19 protein-coding genes and 1 pseudogene are annotated in these 19765 nt (G+C 65.7%); 10 read left to right on the forward strand and 10 right to left on the reverse strand.

Annotated elements, in window-relative coordinates:
* Positions 1-64: 64 nt before the first annotated feature.
* Both LU671_RS07295 and LU671_RS07300 read right to left on the reverse strand, forming a co-directional pair.
* Positions 65-2245 (reverse strand): ATP-binding protein, encoded by a 2181-nt coding sequence (locus LU671_RS07295; protein ID WP_232855202.1) that lies wholly within the window; start codon positions 2243-2245, stop codon positions 65-67.
* 87 nt (positions 2246-2332) lie between these two features.
* Positions 2333-2965, reverse strand: a complete 633-nt coding sequence (locus LU671_RS07300; protein WP_203646805.1) for a LysE family translocator — start codon at positions 2963-2965, stop codon at positions 2333-2335.
* A gap of 119 nt (positions 2966-3084) precedes the next feature.
* Between LU671_RS07300 and LU671_RS07305 the strand changes: the two genes are divergently transcribed.
* The 3 genes from LU671_RS07305 (at position 3085) to LU671_RS07315 (ending at position 5875) form a co-directional block, all read left to right on the forward strand.
* Positions 3085-3843: an RHS repeat-associated core domain-containing protein gene (locus LU671_RS07305; RefSeq protein ID WP_232855204.1), complete on the forward strand. Its 759-nt coding sequence runs from the start codon at positions 3085-3087 to the stop codon at positions 3841-3843.
* A gap of 408 nt (positions 3844-4251) precedes the next feature.
* Positions 4252-4485, forward strand: coding sequence for a hypothetical protein (locus tag LU671_RS07310; RefSeq protein WP_332880041.1), 234 nt, complete (start codon positions 4252-4254; stop codon positions 4483-4485).
* Between the two features lie 388 nt (positions 4486-4873).
* Complete coding sequence (locus LU671_RS07315; protein WP_203646808.1) at positions 4874-5875, forward strand: FecR family protein; 1002 nt, start codon at positions 4874-4876, stop codon at positions 5873-5875.
* A 167-nt stretch (positions 5876-6042) separates the two neighbouring features.
* Here LU671_RS07315 and LU671_RS07320 read toward each other — a convergent pair whose 3' ends face one another.
* Positions 6043-7362: a Na+/H+ antiporter family protein gene (locus LU671_RS07320; RefSeq protein WP_198745489.1), complete on the reverse strand. Its 1320-nt coding sequence runs from the start codon at positions 7360-7362 to the stop codon at positions 6043-6045.
* A gap of 586 nt (positions 7363-7948) precedes the next feature.
* Here LU671_RS07320 and LU671_RS29665 point away from each other — a divergent pair.
* The 7 genes and pseudogenes from LU671_RS29665 to LU671_RS07350 all read left to right on the forward strand — a co-directional run.
* Positions 7949-8914: pseudogene (locus LU671_RS29665) on the forward strand (HAMP domain-containing protein); the annotation flags it as partial.
* A 102-nt stretch (positions 8915-9016) separates the two neighbouring features.
* Positions 9017-9772: a methyl-accepting chemotaxis protein gene (locus tag LU671_RS29670; RefSeq protein WP_371041468.1), complete on the forward strand. Its 756-nt coding sequence runs from the start codon at positions 9017-9019 to the stop codon at positions 9770-9772.
* A gap of 177 nt (positions 9773-9949) precedes the next feature.
* Complete coding sequence (locus tag LU671_RS07330) at positions 9950-10966, forward strand: ABC transporter substrate-binding protein (RefSeq protein WP_232855207.1); 1017 nt, start codon at positions 9950-9952, stop codon at positions 10964-10966.
* On the forward strand, positions 10963-11811 hold the full coding sequence (locus LU671_RS07335) for an ABC transporter permease (protein ID WP_198745492.1): 849 nt from the start codon (positions 10963-10965) through the stop codon (positions 11809-11811). The genes LU671_RS07330 and LU671_RS07335 overlap by 4 nt, the downstream gene beginning before the upstream one ends.
* Before the next feature lie 52 nt (positions 11812-11863).
* The gene (locus tag LU671_RS07340) at positions 11864-12475 is read left to right on the forward strand and encodes a cell wall hydrolase (protein WP_203646812.1); all 612 of its coding nucleotides are present in this window, start codon (positions 11864-11866) and stop codon (positions 12473-12475) included.
* 239 nt (positions 12476-12714) lie between these two features.
* On the forward strand, positions 12715-13578 hold the full coding sequence (locus LU671_RS07345; RefSeq protein ID WP_203646814.1) for a LysR family transcriptional regulator: 864 nt from the start codon (positions 12715-12717) through the stop codon (positions 13576-13578).
* Between the two features lie 285 nt (positions 13579-13863).
* The gene (locus tag LU671_RS07350) at positions 13864-14781 is read left to right on the forward strand and encodes an AEC family transporter (protein ID WP_203646816.1); all 918 of its coding nucleotides are present in this window, start codon (positions 13864-13866) and stop codon (positions 14779-14781) included.
* 119 nt (positions 14782-14900) lie between these two features.
* On the opposite strand, the gene LU671_RS07355 is transcribed toward LU671_RS07350, so the two are convergent.
* From LU671_RS07355 to LU671_RS07385, 7 genes are all read right to left on the reverse strand, one after another.
* Positions 14901-15047, reverse strand: a complete 147-nt coding sequence (locus LU671_RS07355) for a hypothetical protein (RefSeq protein WP_232855209.1) — start codon at positions 15045-15047, stop codon at positions 14901-14903.
* 193 nt (positions 15048-15240) lie between these two features.
* The gene (gene ureG / locus LU671_RS07360) at positions 15241-15864 is read right to left on the reverse strand and encodes an urease accessory protein UreG (protein ID WP_203646818.1); all 624 of its coding nucleotides are present in this window, start codon (positions 15862-15864) and stop codon (positions 15241-15243) included.
* A gap of 11 nt (positions 15865-15875) precedes the next feature.
* On the reverse strand, positions 15876-16550 hold the full coding sequence (locus tag LU671_RS07365; protein WP_203646820.1) for an urease accessory protein UreF: 675 nt from the start codon (positions 16548-16550) through the stop codon (positions 15876-15878).
* Positions 16550-17095 (reverse strand): HupE/UreJ family protein, encoded by a 546-nt coding sequence (locus LU671_RS07370; RefSeq protein WP_232855211.1) that lies wholly within the window; start codon positions 17093-17095, stop codon positions 16550-16552. Before LU671_RS07370 ends, LU671_RS07365 begins: the two co-directional genes overlap by 1 nt.
* Before the next feature lie 19 nt (positions 17096-17114).
* Positions 17115-17600: an urease accessory protein UreE gene (gene ureE, locus LU671_RS07375; RefSeq protein ID WP_232855212.1), complete on the reverse strand. Its 486-nt coding sequence runs from the start codon at positions 17598-17600 to the stop codon at positions 17115-17117.
* A gap of 146 nt (positions 17601-17746) precedes the next feature.
* Positions 17747-19450: an urease subunit alpha gene (gene ureC, locus LU671_RS07380; RefSeq protein WP_232855214.1), complete on the reverse strand. Its 1704-nt coding sequence runs from the start codon at positions 19448-19450 to the stop codon at positions 17747-17749.
* The gene (locus tag LU671_RS07385) at positions 19447-19764 is read right to left on the reverse strand and encodes an urease subunit beta (RefSeq protein WP_232855380.1); all 318 of its coding nucleotides are present in this window, start codon (positions 19762-19764) and stop codon (positions 19447-19449) included. The genes ureC and LU671_RS07385 overlap by 4 nt, the downstream gene beginning before the upstream one ends.
* Between the last annotated feature and the right edge of the window lies 1 nt (position 19765).

Here is a 19765-nt window from a genome sequence, read left to right on the forward strand (position 1 = left end):
GTCGTATCAACTCACCATGGCATGGGAGCGGGCTGCATGCTGTTCGAGGTTTCCTCCACAGCGTTCACTTTCGCCTCGCCAATAGCCGCGCCAGACTCTGCCCCAGCTCGTCCTGGCGAAACGGTTTGCGCAGTACCTCGAAGCCATGCAACTCACGCGGCGTCAGGTTGGTGTAACCGGTAATGATCAGCACCGGCAATTGCACCAGCTGCTCGCGCACCTGCTGGGCGAAGCGCACGCCGGTAGTCTCGGCCATGACATGATCGGTCAGCAGCACATCGGGCAGCAGGCCCTTGTCCAGCAACGCCAACGCCTGGGCCGGCCCCTCGGCCTCGGTCACCTCGTAGCCGAGGGCGCGCAGTTGCAGGAGCGTGGCCTGACGCACCAGTGGCTCGTCGTCCACCAGCAGCACGCGGATCTGGCCTTGCGCCCGGGGAACCTCGAGCGGCTTGGCCGCTTCATCAACCACTTCCTGCTCGCTGGCCGGGAGCCACAAGGTCGCTTCGGTGCCCTCACCCACGCGCGAACGAATGCCGAAGCCGCCGCCGGACTGCAGCGCCAGGCCCTGCACCATCGGCAAGCCAAGCCCGGTGCTGCGGCCCACGCCCTTGGTCGAGTAGAACGGCTCGACGCAATGCGCCAGCACCTCCTCGCTCATGCCACAGCCATTGTCGGTGACCCGCAGCCACACCTGTGGCCCTGCCTGCAGACCGGGCGGACCAGGCGTACCGTCGCCGCCAAGACCGGCGCGTATGGTCAACTTCCCGCCCTCGCCCATGGCATCGCGGGCATTGACCACCAGGTTCAGCAAAGCCAGTTCGAGTTGGTGCGGGTCCACCAGCACCCCCGGCAGTGCCGTCTCGACACTGACCTCCATGGCAACGGTCGGGCCCAGCGAGCGAGCGATCAGCTCGCGCATGTCCCCCACCAGTGCCGCCAGCGACACCGTCGTCGGCTTGAGGGTCTGCCGCCGCGCGAAGCTGAGCAGGCGCCCGACCAGATTGCGCGCGCGCTCGGCCGCCTGCAGGCCGCCATCGATGAGGCGCTCGGCGCGCTCCGGTTGCGGATGGCGGCGCAGCAGTTCCAGGGAAGCGATGATCGGTGTCAGCATGTTGTTGAGGTCGTGGGCAATGCCGCCGCTAAGCTGGCCGATCATCTCCATCTTGCGTGCTTCGTGCAGTTGCACCAGTGCGGCCTCGCGCTGGGCAAGCATGTTGGCCACCCGCTCCTCCAGGTTTTCGTTGAGCATGTGCAGGGCGCGCTCGGCACGGGCGTGAGTGACCGCCGCCCAGACCTGCCGGGCGGCCTCTTCCACCAGCAGGCATTCGCTCTCGCCCCAGGCATGGGGTGTATGAAAATGCACCGCGAGCATCGCCTCCAGATGCTCGGCGCGCAGCACCGGCACGTGCAGCGTGGCGCACAGGCCCTTGAACCGGGCCGACGCGCCCTTGCTCGGTTCATAGTTGCGCTGCACGGCCTGGCCGGCCAGCAAGGCCTCACGCAGGGCCGGGTCCAGGGCCGAGTACTGGTTGAAGCCGACCATCGACGGTACTTCGGCGGCCCACTCCTGAGCAACTCGATAGCGTCGGCCATCGCCCAGGTCCTCGCCGAAGCAGACCCGCGCCGCGCCCAGTTCCTCCCCCAGGCGGCGCACCGCATGGGCCTCTATGCGCTCGGCCTCGCCCAGGCCCGGCAAGGCCTGGCGCAACTCCTGGAGAAACGCCTGGCGTTGCTGGAAACGCACCCGCTCGGTGGTGTCGGTGACGATGCACAGCACGCCGCCCACCCCACCGTCGGCCTCGCGCACGGCAGAGTAGGAGACATCGAAATAGGCGGTTTCGCCCGGTCCATGTCGCTCGATATAGAACGGCCGATCCCGGGCCGAGAAGGTCACCCCGGTTTCACGCACTCCGCGCAGCAGCGGCTCGAGGTCGTTCCACAACTCGCTCCAGTGCTCCTGTCCGGGCCGGCCCAGGGCCGCGGGGTGCTTGCTGCCGATGGTCGGCCAGTAGGCATCGTTGTACAACGCGATGTACTGCGGCCCCCAGAACAGCACGATCTGCGCCTGCGCCGGCAGGAGCATGGCCACCACCGACTGCAGCACTGGCGACCAGCCATCCGGCACTCCGAGCGGAGACTGTCGCCAGTCCATCGCCTGCAACAGGCAGCTGACTTCGCCACCGCCGCCCAGGAAACTCGGCAGTGCTTGCAGGTTAACCGTCTTGCTCTCCTGGCGCGCTTTCATGTCTCGGTTTTCCCGGGCACGTTTTCTTTCCTCTGAGGGTAAGAAGTCGCCCGGTGGCAAAACGTTCCATCGGATCGACGCCGACGATCAACGGCGTCCTTCGGCCAGCATGCGCAGCGCCAGCGCCGCCAGCACCGTGCCCATCAGCCAGCGCTGGACTTGCTGCCACACCGGCCTGCCGGCCAGGAACACGGCGATGGAACCGGCCATCAGCGCGATCAGCGCGTTGACCGTGACGCTGATGGCGATCTGCGTGCTGCCCAGCACCAGCGACTGCGCCAGCACGCTGCCGTGGCCGGGCTCGATGAACTGCGGCATCAGCGACAGGTACATGACCGCGATCTTGGGGTTCAGCAGGTTGGTCAGAAACCCCATCATGAACAGCCGCCGCGGGCTGTCGGCCGGCAGGGCGCGGACCTGGAACGGCGAACGCCCGCCCGGGCGCAGCGCCTGCCAGGCCAGGTACAGCAGGTACAGCGCGCCGCCGATGCGCAGGGCGTCGTAGGCGAAAGGCACGGCCATGACCAGCGCGGTGATGCCCAGCGCGGCGCAGAGCATATAGAAGACGAAGCCCAGCGCCACGCCACCCAGCGAGATCAACCCGGCGCCACGCCCCTGGCAGATGGAGCGGGAGATCAGGTAGATCATGTTGGGGCCCGGCGTCAGCACCATGCCCAGGCTGATCAGGGCGAAGGCCAGCAGGTTGGAGGGTTCTGGCATTGCAAGTCCTCTTTGTCGGTAGTGCCATACCTGGCATTTTTGCCAGTTTCACTGGCCAGGGGCGCACGTTAACGTGGATTGGTCATTTCTGAACAGTGGGGACGCCAATGAGCAGTCCAGTGACCAGGCTGTTGGCGAGCGACCTGGCACGCTCGGTGTTGCGAGGGGCAAGCCATGGGTTTGCCTATTCGGCCTATGGATACGATCCGGTTCGCGAGTCGCCTTGTTTACGCCTTGGCTTCAATGGTGTGATGCGTGATCCACAGGCAGCGGTCTACCTACTGGGCAACGGGCATCGTGCCTATAATCCGGTGCTGATGAGGTTTTGCTCACCGGACAAGTTGAGTCCTTTCGTTGATGGGGGCGTCAATTCATACGGATACTGTGCCGGAGACCCTATAAATCATGCAGATCCCAGAGGAGCCTTCAAGCAGGCACTCCAACGCCGTTCTGTCGACTTAGGCCAACTTAGTGACCTGCCCAAGAGCACTCAAGTCGACCGTGTAAGCTCCATTCATCACACTGAAATGGACACACTGCAACTGCGCTACCCAGGTCATTCGGACCTTATCAATCAGGTCACCACGCAGAACGCTCTTTCCAGCGCCCATACTCTGCCCAATTCTGATCGCATCGACGGTACCGTGGCCGGTTTCACCCTACCAAATGTTGGTATTACCTCCGATGATCGGGACCTCTTGGAGGATGTAGTTCGCCAGCTCCACAGAGCAGTAGAGGCGAGCCGTAACTATGTTGCTGCTCCCAACGCAACCAACCAAGCGACGATGCGAGAGCAAATCAACGATTACTCCAAAGGCAAGAAGGTACTGATTGATTATCTGGTGCGCAAAATGGAGCCGGTTCGGGAGATCAGCTGACCCATTTAAAACGTTTGTCATTCGATTACTTGCTTACACTTCAATCCTTGAATCGATCGCTCCGCCCCGGTAACCTTCGCTCGCTGCTGTAAATCCAGCAACCGGGTTTGGTCACCCGCGAACATCAAGGCGCACAAGCGCCCGCTCTGCGATTCAGTTGGCGCTTTTTTTTGTGCCCGGCTGTCTCGTTCTATGGCGGCTGTGCGTGGGGCGCCTCCGTGCGCGCCGGTTTCCTTGATTCCCGGTTGACCAACCCGCGTACAGTCGCCACCCATTCGTTTGGTCACGTCGAGTGGCGGCTCCATTGAATCAAGGAGCGACACAATGACAAAAGGCTTACCTGATCCTCCGTCCCGCGCCACCACGGCGCACTCCAGCTTCGGCAACTGCGAATGCAGCCACCCTTCCCTGTTCGCCGTGCGCGAAGGCGTGGACTTCGAGGATGCGCTGGTGCACCTGTCCACCCTGCTCAAGGGCGCATTCGCCACCAACCTCAAGGCCATGGAGCTGGCGACCGGCACCTGTCCCGACCTGCTGCTGGGCAACGACCACGGGCTGGACGCGGCCAAGGCGGTAGTCGAGGCGTTGCTCGATGGCGTGGAAATGCAGCAGGTGGAAAAGGCGCGCCTGCGTACCGTCTGAAGGGCCCCATCGCGGGGCAAGCCCGCTCCCACGCAGGCAACCACCCCTGTGGGAGCGGGTTTACCCGCGAACACCGGCGCAGCCGGTGCCATAAAACGCATTGCCTTCTTCGCGGGTAAACCCGCTCCCACAGGGTATCCGATGCGCGCTCGAGTATTGTTTCCTGCATCGCATCGCGGTCCCTGTGGGAGCGGGCTTGCCCGCGAACACCGGCGCAGCCGGTGCCATGCGCCAGGGGATCGCCCACGCAAACCGGCAAATCACCCTGTCGCAGATGAAACCCAACCTCAGATACGACGAAAAACTGCACAATTGATAGTCATTCGCCATTAACTCGTTCTCGGAAGCACCCGCCCGGGGGTAGAATGCCGCAAAACCGGGAGCCGCGATGAACCAGGACCGCCACATTCCAAGCGACGAAGATGCCATTACCGATGCCGCCGCGCATTGGTGCATGCGCCTGCACGCCGACGACTGCACGGCGGGCGAGCGCGAGGCGTTCGGCCAATGGTTGGCGAGCGACCCGCGGCACGCCGAGGAATACCAGGCGATGCTGGAAATCTGGGACACCGCCGACCTGCTCCCACGTAGCGCCCAGGTGATCCCACTGCCCACCCGGCAAGCGACGCCGACGCGTCACTGGCGCCCGTTCGCCTCGGCTGCCGCCATCGCCCTGCTCGCCTTGCCCCTGGCCGGTTGGGTCGGCTGGGAGCAAGGTTGGCTGCCCAACGGCTACCAGCACTTCGAAGCCACCGACCAGTTGCGCCACGTGCGCCTGAGCGACGGCAGCAGCGTCGAGCTGAACCTGCATAGCGAATTGCGCTTCCTCAACTACAAGGACGAGCGCAAGGTCACCCTGGTCAAGGGCGAGGCATTCTTCAAGGTCACCCACGACAGCAACCACCCGTTCATCGTCCACGCCGCCAACGGCCAGACCCGGGTTACCGGGACCCAGTTCAACGTGTGGAAGTATCAGGACCAGGTCAAGGTGACGCTGGTGGAAGGCTCGGTGCTGGTGAGCGCCGGCGGCAACACTGGCGGCTACCGTCTTGGCCCGGGCATGCAGGCCAGCTACCACAAGGGCGATTTCGAACCCGAACTGAACCAGAGCGACGATTACGCCAACAGCCTGGCCTGGCGCAGCGGCAAGCTGGTGCTGGACAACCTCAGCCTCGGCCAGGCCCTGCCGGTGATCAACCGCTACCTGGACAAGCCGCTCATGGTGGCCGACGACAGCACCGCCAGCATTCGCATCAGCGGTGTCTACAGCACAAGCGAGGTTGCACGCCTGGTCGACACCCTGCCCAAGGTGCTGCCGGTGTACCTGACCCGCAGCAAGGACGGCAGCACCGTCCTCAACCGCATCGTCCCCGCGCCGACCCGCGGCTGAGCTGAAGCTGCGCCCTCTGCCCCTGTAGGAGCGGCCTTGTGCCGCGAAAGGGCTGCGCAGCGGCCCCAGGGTATCAGCGTTTACGCAAAGATCGCCGGGGCCGCTTTGCGGCCCTTTCGCGGCACAAGGCCGCTCCTACAGAGACAGCGTGCGGCTGTGACAGCAGATCAGAGCGTCATCGCCGCCAACCAGCCAAACGCCAGCAGCGGCAGATTGTAGTGGATGAACGTCGGCACCACGGTATCCCAGATGTGATGGTGCTGTCCGTCCACGTTCAGCCCCGAGGTCGGCCCCAGGGTCGAGTCCGACGCCGGCGATCCGGCATCACCCAGTGCGCCGGCGGTACCGACGATGCACACGGTGGCCAGCGGGTCGAAGCCCAGCTGCACGCACAGCGGCACGAAGATCGCCGCCAGGATCGGCACGGTGGAGAACGACGAGCCGATGCCCATGGTCACCAGCAGCCCCACCAGCAGCATCAGCAGCGCGCCGACGCCCTTGCTGTGGTCGATCCACTGGGCCGAGGCTTCCACCAGGCTCTTCACCTCGCCGGTGGCCTTCATCACTTCGGCAAAGCCGGAGGCGGCGATCATGATGAAGCCGATCATCGCCATCATCTTCATGCCTTCGGTGAACAGGCTGTCGGTGTCCTTCCAGCGCACGATGCCCGACAGCGAGAAGATCAGGAAGCCGACCATCGCACCGATGATCATCGAATCCAGCCACAGCTGGATGATGAACGCGGCGCCGATCGCCACCCCGGCCACCAGCAGGGTCACCGGGTTGTACTGCACGCTGACCTGCTCGACCTGTTCGATGCGTTCCAGGTCGTAGTCACGCTTCTTGCGGTAGCTGAAGAACACCGCCAGCAACAGGCCGGCGAGCATGCCCGCCGCCGGGATGGCCATGGCGTGGGTCACATTGACGCCGCTGACGTCCACCCCGGCGCGGCTGACATTGGCCAGCAGGATCTCGTTGAGGAAGATGTTGCCGAAGCCCACCGGCAGGAACATGTACGGGGTGATCAGGCCGAAGGTGATCACGCAGGCGATCAGCCGGCGGTCGATGCGCAGGCGGGTCAGCACGTACAGCAGCGGCGGCACCAGCAAGGGAATGAAGGCGATGTGGATCGGCAGGATGTTCTGCGACGACACCGCCACCACCAGCATCAGGCCGACCAGCAGCCACTTGACCTTGCCACCGTCGGCATGGCCCTGGCGATCGATCATCGCCAGCGCCCGGTCGGCCAGGGCATGGGCCAGTCCGGACTTGGCGATGGCCACCGCGAAGGCGCCGAGCAAGGCATAGGACAGGGCCACCGTGGCCCCGCCACCCAGGCCTCCATTAAAGGCCTTGAGCGTACCCTCGATACCCAAGCCACCGACCAGGCCTCCGGCCAGGGCGCCGATGATCAGGGCGATGACCACATGCACGCGGGACAGGCTCAGGATCAGCATGAGCCCGACCGCGGCAATCACTGCATTCATGGTGTGCGAACCTCGTTACGACAGACAAAAAGCGGGCATTCCGGCGACAGACTGCGCGCAGGCAGTGGCCGGACCAGGGGATGTTGTTATGAAGGGCGCACACTCTGAAGCACAGGCCGGCAGAAGTCAAAAGCGTCTGCGCCGCAACATCGCGTAGGGAATAGACGAAAGTCGCAGGGTTTAATTGAACGTTTGAATAAAGAAAAAACCGAGCAGGCCGACACAGTCGGCAGCATCAAACCTATTACAAGGGATTTTCCCCATGCCTTTGCTGCGACAACTCTCCATCCAATGGAAGATCACCCTGCTGGCGGGCCTGTGCCTGGCGGCCATCGTCACCCTGCTCGTCGGCCTTTCGCTGTACCGCATGGACCACAGTTCGGACCTGGTGAAAGCCAGCAGCATGCGCATGCTCTCCGACTCGGCCCAGTCGCGCATCGAATCCCAGGGTGAGGTCCAGGCCCTGAACATCCGTCGCCAGTTCATGGACGCCTACCAGTACGGCGCCGGTTTCGCCCGCCAGGTGCTGTTCCTGCGCGAGCAGGCCGAAAAACGCTTCCTCGACGCCTACGACCTGCGCCAGGACATGACCGCCCAGGTGCGTGCCGCGTTGCAGGCCAACCCCGACCTGCTCGGCCTGTCGCTGGTGTTCGAGCCGGGCGCGCTGGATGGCAAGGACAAGTTGTTCGCCGGCCAGAGCGAACTGGGCAGCAACGAGACCGGGCGCTTCGCCCTGTACTGGTCGCAGCCGCGGGTCGGCCAGCTGACCTCGATGGCCCTGCCCGAGCACGACATGGCCAACACCGAGATCGGCCCCAGCGGCCAGCCGGCCAACACCTGGTGGGTGTGCCCGCGCAGCACCGGCACGGTGTGCGTGGTCGAGCCGTACTTCTATGACATCGACGGCCAGCGCGTGCTGATGACCAGCATCGTGTTCCCGCTCAAGGCGGGCGACAAGGTCATCGCCACCCTGTCCATCGACATCAACCTCAACAGCCTGCAGGCCCTGAGCCAGACCGCCAGCCGCAGCCTCTACGACGGCCAGACCACCGTCGGCATCCTCAGCCCCGTGGGCCTGCTGGCCGGCTACAGCGCCGACGCCGGCAAGCTGGCCCAGCGCTTCGACCAGGTCGACCGCACCCAGGGCGCGGAGCTTGTGCGCAAGCTCGCCGACGGCAAGCTGCAGATCCTTCACGACCAGCAACGCCTGAAAGTGCTGGCCGCTTTCGAGCCGATCCCTGGCGGCAAGCCATGGGGCGTGCTGCTGGACGTGCCGGAAAGCGCCCTGACCGGTCCGGCCGAGGCCCTCAAGGTTGAACTCGACGCCCTCAACACCAGCGGTACCCTGCTCGAACTGGGCCTGGGCCTGGCCGCCGCCATCGCCGGCCTGCTGCTGGTGTGGCTGATGGCCCGCGGCGTGACCCGGCCGATCCTCGGCGTGGCCGCCATGCTCAAGGACATCGCCAGCGGCGAAGGCGACCTGACCCGCCGCCTGCAGTACGACAAGCAGGATGAGCTGGGCGAGCTGGCCGGCTGGTTCAACCGCTTCCTCGACAAGCTGCAGCCGACCATCGCCGAGGTGAAACGCTCGGTGCAGGCCGCTCGCGGCACCGCCGACCAGTCCGCGGCGATTGCCGCCGAGACCAGCGCCGGCATGGAGCAGCAATACCGCCAGGTCGACCAGGTGGCCACCGCCTCCCACGAGATGAGCGCCACTGCCCAGGACGTTGCCCGCAGCGCGGCCCAGGCCGCCCAGGCCGCGCGCGAAGCCGACCAGGCGACCCGCGAAGGCCTGGCGGTGATCGACCGCACCACCACCAGCATCGACACCCTGGCCGCCGACATGAGCGGCGCCATGGCCCAGGTCGAGGGGCTGGCGCGCAACAGCGAGAAGATCGGCTCGGTGCTCGAGGTGATCCGCTCTATCGCCGAGCAGACCAACCTGCTGGCGCTCAACGCCGCCATCGAGGCCGCTCGCGCCGGTGAGGCCGGCCGTGGCTTCGCCGTGGTCGCCGACGAGGTGCGCAACCTGGCCCGCCGCACCCAGGAGTCGGTGGAGGAAACCCGCCAGGTGATCGAAGCCCTGCAGGCCGGCACCCAGGAAGTGGTCGGCGCCATGGACAGCAGCCACCGCCAGGCCCAGGGCGGCGTCGAGCAGGTCGGCCAGGCCGTCACCGCGCTGCAGCGCATCGGCCAGGCGGTGACCGTGATCACCGACATGAACCTGCAGATCGCCAGCGCCGCCGAGGAGCAGAGCGCGGTGGCCGAGGAGATCAACAGCAACGTCGCCACCATCCGTGACGTGACCGAGTCGCTGAGCGGCCAGGCCAACGAATCGGCGCGGGTCAGCCAGTCGCTCAACAGCCTGGCCAACCAGCAGCAGGGGCTGATGGATCAGTTCCGCGTTTGATTCCACCCCGTCGGGGCCGCTTTGCGGCCCTTTCGCGGCACAAGGCCGCTCCTACAGGTGCTGACGCGCCCCCTTTAGGAGCGGCCTTGTGCCGCGAAAGGGCTGCGCAGCAGCCCCGGCAACTTCGTCGTCTACACTTCTGCCCGAACCCAAGGACCGGCAACCGACGAGGCCCCGATGAAGAAAGTCCCCACCCTTCTGGCCAGCCTGCTCCTCGCCTTCGGCCTGGCCAGCACCGATTCTGCCGCTGCTGCGGACCAACCCGCCCCCATCCACTTCGGCGCCATTGGCTGGGAAAGCGGTGCCCTGACCACAGAGATCCTGCGCCTGATCGTCGAACACGGTTACGGCTACCCCACCGACACCCTCCCCGGCAGTACCGTCAGCATGGAAGTGGCCCTGGCGCGCAACGACCTGCAGGTAATCGCCGAGGAATGGGCCGGACGCAGCCCCGCCTGGGTCAAGGCCGAACAGGCCGGCCAGGTGTTCGCCCTGGGCGACACGGTGAAGAACGCCGAGGAAGGCTGGTGGGTGCCGGCCTACGTGATCAAGGGCGACCCTGCACGCGACCTGAAACCCTTGGCCCCGGACCTGCGCAGCGTCTACGACCTCAAAGACTACCCCCAAGTGTTCAAGGACCCCGAGGTACCCGGCAAAGGCCGCTTCCTCAACAGCCCCAGCGGCTGGACCTCCGAGACCGTCAACAGCCAGAAGCTCAAGGCCTACGGCCTGGACGGGCTGTACAACAACTTCCGCAGCGGCTCCGGCGCCGCCCTCGACGCCGAGATAGGCTCGGCGATCCGCCGAGGTCAGCCTGTACTGTTCTACTACTGGAGCCCTACTCCGCTGATGGGCCGCTACGACCTGGTTCGCCTGGAGGAGCCGGCGTTCGATGCCACCGCCTGGGCCACCCTGACCGATGCCGCCAACCCCAACCCGAAAGGCAGCCGCTCGTTGCCGGCCAAGCTCTCGATCGGCGTGTCGAAGGCATTCCGTGACGCCCACCCCGAGCTGGTCGCGGTGTTCGAAAAGGTCGACCTGCCCATCATCACCCTGAACACGGCCCTGGCACGCATGAGCGAAACCCGCCAGCCGCCCCGCGAGGCCGCCCTCGCCTTCCTGCGCGACAACCCCGCTGTGTGGAAGGCCTGGCTGCCCGCCGAAAACGCCGCCAAGGTCGAGGCCGGCCTGTGAGTGGTGGTTTCCCCGAAGCTCTGCAATTCTCCTTCGCCGCCTGGGTCAACCGCCTGGTCGACTGGCTGGTGCTGCACTATGGCGATCACCTGCGCAGCATCTCCGACCAACTGCTGCAACTGCTGGTGGGCCTGGAGAACCTGCTCCGGTTACTGCCCTGGTGGCTGCTGTTGCTGCTGGTCGGGCTGCTGGCCTGGCACGCCAGCCGCAGCCTGGCACGGGCGTTGGTGTTGCCGCTGCTGCTGGCGCTGATCGGCATGCTCGGGCTGTGGGATAAGCTGCTGCAGACCCTCGCCCTGGTGCTGGTGAGCACCGGCCTGTGCGTGCTGGTCGGCGTGCCGCTGGGCATCCTGCTGGCCACTCGCCCCCTGGCCCGGCGCCTGATCCTGCCGGTGCTCGACGTGATGCAGACGCTGCCGGCCTTCGTCTACCTGATCCCGGTGCTGATGCTGTTCGGCCTGGGCAAGGTGCCAGCGGTGTTCGCCACCCTCATCTATGCCCTGCCGCCGCTGGTTCGCCTGACCGATCTGGGCCTGGCGCAGATCGACCCGTCGCTGCTGCAGGCCGCCCACGGCCTGGGCGCCAGCCGCTGGCAGCGCTTGCGCCGCATCGCCCTGCCGCTGGCCTTGCCAAGCATCATGGCCGGGCTCAACCAGTCGGTGATGATGGCATTGTCGATGGTGGTGGTGGCGTCGATGATCGGCGCCCGCGGGCTGGGCGAAGACGTGCTGGCCGGGATCCAGACCCTGAACGTCGGCCAGGGCGTCGAGGCGGGGCTGGCGATCGTCGCCCTGGCGATGGTCATCGACCGCATCAGCCAGGCTTATGGACGACCTGGGCGCTGAGTTGAAGCCGTGCAGCTAGACTGTAGACAGCCCACCCTCAGAAATATCGACCATGCGCCTACCGTGGATGCTGTTCGGCCTGTCCCTCGCCCTGTTCGCAGGCCTCCTCCCCGCCGCTGACAGCCAGAAAGCCGCGGTCGCCGAAGACAAGGCTCAGGTACTGGAAGAAAAGGTGGCCGAGGATGCACCACCGCCGAAAAAGCAGGAGACCCTGACCCCTGGAGAAGTCCAGGCGGTCGACCCGGCGGGCCAGTCGCCGATGGATGACAGCATCACCTGCCTGGCGCGCACCATCTACTGGGAGGCCAAGGGTGCCAATGCCCAGGACATGGGTGCGGTAGCCAGCGTGGTGCTCAATCGCCTGGGGCACGAGGGCTTTCCCGACAGCGTCTGCGCGGTGGTCAAGCAAGGTGTAGAGAGCAAGAGCTGCCAGTTTTCCTGGTGGTGCGATGGACGCCCCGATCAGGTGGAAGAAGAGGAACGCTATGCAGTGGCCAAGGAAATTGCCCGCAAGGCCCTCAACCAGCAGTTGAAGGACCCCACCGGCGGCGCGCTGTATTTTCACGACCGCAACGTCAACCCGGATTGGGCCAAGGCCTACCGCAAGACGGCCGAGACCACGCACTTCCTGTTCTACAAACCGAACCAAGCGCTAGCCCGATGATGACCGGCGGCAGTCCGACATTGATCCGTGGGCGCCTCGTACGACAATGAAATCGGTCCATCTGAGCCAAGACTTCGCCCATCAGTGTTCCCACAATCTTGTCCTCCAGCATCCTTCGCGTGATCAGACCTCAGGCCAACGCTCGCCTTCAGCGTGGAACCATGTTTTCGCGTATCGTACCCGCCTCCCCCCTCCTGCACGGCCCAACCTGCCAAGCCACGAACCGGAGCCTGCCCCGCGTGTCCCTCAAAGCCTTGCGCACCCTGGTCACCATCGCTCGCCACGGCACCTTCGCCCGCGCCGCCGACCTGCTGAGCCTGACCCCCTCGGCGGTGAGTCTGCATATCAAGACCCTGGAGGTCGAACTGCAGGTCTCCCTGTTCGACCGCAGCCGCCGCCAGGTCATGCTGACCGAGGCTGGCCAACTCGCAGTGGTCCGTGCCGAAGGCATCCTGGCCGCCTACGACGAGCTGGCAGACACCCTGGCCAGCGGCCCAAGCTTGCGTGGGCGTCTGCGCATCGGCGCAATTCATACCGTGCTTGCCCGGCGCCTGCCCAAAGCGCTGGTGTGGATCAAGGCGCACCACCCCGAACTGCATGTCAGTGTGGTTTCGGGCATGTCGGCAGAGCTCGCCCGACGGGTCGAGGATGGGGAGCTGGACGCGGCGATCACCACCGAGCCGGTCAGCCCCTACCCGCAGAGTCTTCAGTACACGCCGCTGTTCGAGGACCGCTTCTGGGCCATCGCCAGCCCGGAACTGGCCGGCCAGAACCTGCCGACGCTGCTCGCCGAGCAGCCGTTCCTGCGCTTCGACAAACGCGCCTGGGCCGGTCGGCAGATCGAGCAGGAGCTGCGTCGTCAGCGGCTGCAGGTGAACGAGCAGATGGAACTGGACAGCCAGGAGGCCTTGGCGCGTATGGCGGCCATGGGGCTGGGGGTGGCGGTGATTCCCATGAGCGACGACGACCTCGAGCGGCTGCCAGCAGCCACCGTGCTGCCCTTCGGCGAACCGCAGCTGATCCGGCGTATGGTGCTGCTGGAGCATGAGAAGAGTCAGCGCCGGCATTTGAGTGCAGTGTTGAGGACCGCGTTGGAGGCCTGATCACAGTGTCGCGCCGCGAACCATGATTGCGCGGTCAGCGCGCACCCTGTGGGAGCGGCTTCAGCCGCGAAGCAAGCGACGCAGTGGATGGCACCGGCTTCGCCGGTGTTCGCGGCTAAAGCCGCTCCCACAGGATAAAATTAAATCAATGAGTCACGCATTGGTCATGGAGCGCGGGCTTTCAGTTCGTGCAGTTTTTCTCAACAGTCGCTCAAGAAAACACCGTTTTTTCTGCTCACTCCACTCCGCTAGTCTGTGACGGTACCCGACCACGGACCCGCCCCCATGCTTCATCTGCTGCTCACCACCCTCGTCCCGATCATCCTGCTCATCACCCTCGGTACCTGGCTGCGAGTGCGTGGCTTTCTCGCCGAAACCTTCTGGCCCGGCGCCGAGCGCCTGAGCTACTACGTGCTGCTGCCGTCGCTGTTCCTCCACGGCCTGGCCACCGCCAACCTCGACGGCGTGCCGGTGCTGGGCATGGTGGGCGTGTTAATGCTCTCGACGCTGCTTGGCGCCCTGTTATTGGTGCTCTACCAGGGCGTTGCCAATTATGACGGTGCCGATTTCACCTCGGTATTCCAAGGTGGCGTGCGCTTCAACAACTACATTGGCGCGACCCTGGCCGCCGGTATCTACGGCACGGCCGGCATCGCCCTGGCGGCCGTGGCCAACGCCGCCATCGTGCCGCTGGTCAACCTGCTCTGTGTGCTGGTCTTCGCTCGCTTCAGCGCACGCCACAGCTCGCCGGCCGTGGTACTCCAGGCGATCTTTGCCAACCCGCTGATCATCGGCTGTGCCGGGGGGCTATTGCTGCGATTGACGGGCGTGGGCCTGCCAGCAGGCCTGGAGCCCACGGTCAAAGCCCTGGGCCAGGCGGCGTTACCTTTAGGACTGCTTTGCGTTGGCGCAGCACTGGGTGGCGCGCGGATCGGCCAGCAGGCCAAGCCCTTGGTAGTCTCGGCACTGTTCAAGTTCCTGGTCATGCCACTGACCACCTGGGCATTGTGCCAGCTGCTCGGGCTGGGCGGCCAGGCGGCGGTGGTGGCGGTGCTGTTCCAGGCCCTGCCCACCGCCTCGTCATCCTACGTGATGGCCCGACAGATGGGTGGTAACGCGCCGCTGATGGCGACCATCATCGCCCTGCAGACCATCATCGCCGCCGTGACGCTGCCAATGGTGCTGACATTGGCGCTGAGTTGAAACAATTCGCTTTGAGGGTGGGCAGCCCACGCTCAGGAGAAAGGCCAGCAAGCAAAAAAAGCGCCGCTGAGCATGACTGCCCAGCGGCGCGGGTATCGCATTGAAACAGCTGACTTGACTTAGTCGAAGTCGAAATCAGGCTGGCAGGATCCCATTGCCGTCGGGTAGTAACCCTCTGGGCATTCGATCGGCATCGGCAACCAGGACGATTGAGCCTGAGCTAAGCCAGCAGTGGCCAACAGAGCGACAAATGCGAACATTTTCATAACAGTTTCCTTCAGTAAATAATGTGGTTTAACCGCGACAAGTGAAACTTCTCATTCCGCCCTGTCATCAGTCCGACACACGATATCCCTTGTCGCAGGAAACGGCTTTCACCAAAGGCCCATCCATAACCCGGAAATCAACGCCTAAACCGTAGGAAATATGTCGAAAATGCCGAGTTAGACACCAATTTCATCACTTATCCTTCTCCAACATCCCCCGCTCGACAATGAAGTCGATCACCGCTTGCAACCCCTCACCCTTCTTCAGATTGCTGAAGGTCCACGGTCGCTCCGGGCGCATGCGCCGGGTATCACGCTCCATCACTTCCAGCGAAGCACCGACATAAGGCGCCAGGTCGGTCTTGTTGATCACCAGGAAGTCCGACTTGGTGATCCCCGGCCCGCCCTTGCGCGGGATCTTCTCGCCCTCGGCGACGTCGATCACGTAGATGGTCAGGTCGGCCAGTTCCGGGCTGAAGGTGGCGCTGAGGTTGTCGCCGCCACTCTCGACGAAGATCACTTCGAGGTTGCCGAACCTGCGCGCCAGATCTTCGACGGCGGCCAGGTTCATCGAGGCGTCCTCGCGGATCGCGGTGTGCGGGCAGCCGCCGGTCTCGACGCCGACGATGCGCTCGGGCGCCAGGGCCCCGGCCTCGGTGAGGATGCGCTGGTCTTCCTTGGTATAGATGTCGTTGGTCACCACGGCGATCTGGTAGTGGTCGCGCATGGCCTTGCACAGGCACTCGAGCAGCGCGGTCTTGCCGGAACCGACCGGGCCGCCGACACCGACGCGCAGGGGTTGCTGGTAGTTTTCCATCTAGGCAGTCCTCAGGAACGGAACAATCGGGTGTATTGGGTTTCGTGACGCGATGAGGCGATGGCCAGCAGCGGCAGGCCGCCGCCGAGCTGGTCGTCATCGAGGGCCAGGGCATGGTCGAGCACGGCGGGCAGCGCCTCGCCCAGGTCGCGCAGCAAGGTCTGGGCGGCCTGCTGGCCGAACGGCACCAGCTTCACCCCTGCCATCACCGCGCCTTCCAGCCAGGCGAAGCCATGGCCCAGGGCGAGCTGGCGCAACGGGATCGACCAATGCGCGCCGAGCCAGGCCATGCCGCCCAGCTGGCTGAGTTCGAGGCTGGCGCGCCAGGCCGGAGCCTGCGCCAGCTGCCAGCCATCGAGCAGGCGCGCCAGGGCGCTGCCGCGCTGGCGCTCCTCGAGGCGCAACTCGGCGGTCTCGCGGTTGGCCAGCAGGAACAGGCTCCAGTGGGCGAAGGCCTCGGCATCGTCCGCCTGGCAGGCCCGGTAGAGGCGCGCCAGCAGCGGCCAATCGAGATGGCCGAGGGTGTCGTGCAACTGCTCGCGCTGCCAGGCGGCAAAGCCCTTGGCATCCTTCACCCAGCCAGCTTCCACGGCCCACTCCAGGCCTTGCGAATAGGTGAAGCCACCCACGGGCAGCCCGGGGCTGGCCAGCTGCAGCAGGCGCAGCAGCGCCAGGTCGCTGGTCATCAACCGGCCAGCACCAGCGCGGCACCGGCCAGCAGGCCGCCGCCAAAGGCTTTCTGCAGGCCGGCATGGCGGCGCAGCAGGCAGCCGACACCGAAGCCTACAGCCAGCAGCAAGCCGCTGACCGTGACGAAGCCGACGCTGAACTGCCAGAACGCGCTGGGCGTGGCTTCCACGCCATGGGCCCAGCCGTGGAACAGGGCGAACACCGGCATGATCAGCGACAGCAGCAACTGGCGGCTCGGCAGCAGCATGGCGGCAGCGGCCACCAGCAGCGAGCCGAGGATCATCTGCTCCATGCCGACCACGTCGCCGAACAGATGGCCGCACACCGCGCCGCCGAACATCGCCGCCAGGGTCGCCAGCGGCAAGGTCAGGTTGCGCCGGGTCAGGGCGGCGAGCACGCCGGTGCCGAGCAGCATCAGCAGGTGATCGAGCCCGGTCAGCGGATGCAGCAGGCCGTCCTGCAGCGGGTTGGCGTCGTGGCCGGGGTGGGCGAAGGCCGGCAGGGCCACCATCAGCAGTACCAGGGCGAAAGTCTTTTTCATTGTGGGCTCCAGGGTGAGGTCAGGAATGGGCTGGCAGGCGTACGAACGGATGGGCGTGGCCATGGGAATGACCATGGGGCGCGCTCTGGTAGGCACCGGCCTCGGGCTCGAACGGCGCCTGTTCGGCGACCACCTCCAGCCCCAGGCCGCGCAGCATGTCGTCGAGCACATGGTCGTGCTGGTAGCGCAGCAGGCCCGGCTCGATCTGCAGCGGCACATGGCGGTTGCCCAGGTGGTAGGCAGCGCGGGCCAGCAGGTGCGGGTCGGCGCAACGCACCGTGGACACCGCCTCCGGCGCGGCGACTACCTGGATCACCTGAGTGCCTTCGGCGTCGCTCAGCAATTCGCCGCCACGCAGCAGATGGCCGCGCTCAAGCATCAATCCGGCCTCGCGGCCATCGTCGAGGATCACGCGCAGGCGGCTCTTGATGCGGCTGTCGACAGTCAGCGTGACGCTGCCGGTCACCGGGGCGGCTTCAGTAAGCCGGCGGGTCAGTACGATCATGTTCACTCCTTACAAACAAAACCAGGTTTGCAACGATAGGCACCGTGGGAGCGGGCTTGCCCCGCGATCAATGGCACCGGCGCTGCCGGTGATCCGGGCGGTGCGGCGTTACGACAAGCCCGCTCCCACGCCCCACTTTCAAGCCGTCAAAACAGGAAATAGCGCTGCGCCAGCGGTAGCTCGTGGGCCGGCTCGCACACCAGCAGCTCGCCGTCAGCGCGCACCTGGTAGGTCTGGGCATCGACCTCGATCAGCGGTTGCAAGGTGTTGTGGACCATGTCGGCCTTGCGCACCCGCCGGCAGCCATGGGCCACGCCGATCAGGCTCTGCAGCTTCAGCTCGTGGGGCAGGCCACGGTCCACGGCGGCCTGGGGCAGGAAGGTCATGCGCGTGGCATGCCGCGCCGCGCCCAGGGCGCCGAACATCGGCCGGTAGTGCACCGGTTGCGGGGTTGGGATCGAGCCGTTGATATCGCCCATCGGCGCCGTGGCGATCATCCCGCCCTTGAGCACCAGGGCCGGCTTGACCGCAAAGAACGCCGGCGCCCACAGCACCAGGTCGGCCAGCTTGCCCACCTCCACCGAACCGACTTCGTGGGCGATGCCGTGGGTCAATGCCGGGTTGATGGTGTACTTGGCGATGTAGCGCTTGACCCGGAAGTTGTCGCTGTAGGCGCCGTCCGGCGCCAGCGGGCCGCGGCGCAGCTTCATCTGGTGCGCCACCTGCCAGGTGCGCAGCACCACCTCGCCGACCCGGCCCATGGCCTGGGAATCGGAGGAGGTCATGGCGAAGGCGCCCATGTCGTGAAGGATATCCTCGGCAGCGATGGTCTCGCGGCGGATGCGCGACTCGGCGAAGGCCACGTCCTCGGCGATGCTCGGGTCCAGGTGGTGGCAGACCATGAGCATGTCCAGGTGCTCGTCCACCGTGTTCACGGTGTAGGGCAGCGTCGGATTGGTCGAGGACGGCAGCACGTTGGCCTGGCCCGCCGCGCGGATGATGTCCGGCGCGTGGCCGCCGCCCGCCCCTTCGGTGTGGAAGGTATGGATGGTGCGCTCGCCGATGGCGGCCAGGGTGTCCTCGATGCAGCCCGACTCGTTGAGGGTGTCGGTGTGGATCGCCACCTGGATGTCCATCTCCTCGGCCACCCCCAGGCAGCAGTCGATGGCGGCGGGCGTCGAGCCCCAGTCCTCGTGCAGCTTGAGGCCCACGGCGCCGGCGGCGATCTGCTCGCGCAGGGCCTCGGGCCGCGAGGCGTTACCCTTGCCCAGCAGGCCGATGTTGATCGGCAGGCAGTCGGCGGCCTGAAGCATGCGCGCCAGGTACCAGGGGCCGGGGGTGCAGGTAGTGGCGTTGGTGCCGGTGGCGGGGCCGGTGCCGCCGCCGATGAACGTGGTCACGCCGCTGGTCAGCGCCTCTTCCACCTGCTGCGGGCAGATGAAGTGGATATGCGAGTCGATGCCGCCGGCGGTGACGATCTTGCCTTCGGCGGCGATCACCTCGGTACCCGGCCCTACAGGCACCGTGACACCAGGCTGCACATCGGGGTTGCCGGCTTTGCCGATGGCGGCAATACGCCCGTGCTTGACACCGATATCGGCCTTGACGATGCCCCAGTGGTCGATGATCAGTGCGTTGGTCAACACCAGGTCCATGGCCTCGGCCGCGAGCATCTGGCCCTGGCCCATGCCGTCGCGGATCACCTTGCCGCCACCGAACTTGACCTCCTCGCCATAGATCGTGAAGTCCTTCTCCACCTCCACCCACAGCGCAGTGTCAGCAAGGCGCACCCGGTCGCCGACGGTGGGCCCGAACATGTCGGCGTAGGCCTGGCGGGAAATGCGGCTCATGCCCTGCCCTCCAGCGCGCCCATCACCTTGCCCTGGAAACCGTACACCTCGCGCTTGCCGGCATAGGCCACCAGTTGCACGGTGCGCGCCTGCCCCGGCTCGAAGCGCACCGCGGTGCCGGCCGGTATGTCCAGGCGATAGCCACGGGTCGGCTCGCGCTCGAATACCAGGGCGTCGTTGACTTCATAGAAGTGGTAGTGCGAGCCCACCTGCACCGGGCGGTCGCCATGGTTGGCCACGCTGACGCTGACAGTCTGGCGGCCGAGATTGAGCTCGATGTCGCCCGCGGCGACCTGGACTTCTCCGGGGATCATG

Origin of the sequence: Pseudomonas sp. NMI760_13, from assembly GCF_021283245.1 — a bacterium.
GTDB lineage: Bacteria > Pseudomonadota > Gammaproteobacteria > Pseudomonadales > Pseudomonadaceae > Aquipseudomonas > Aquipseudomonas peradeniyensis.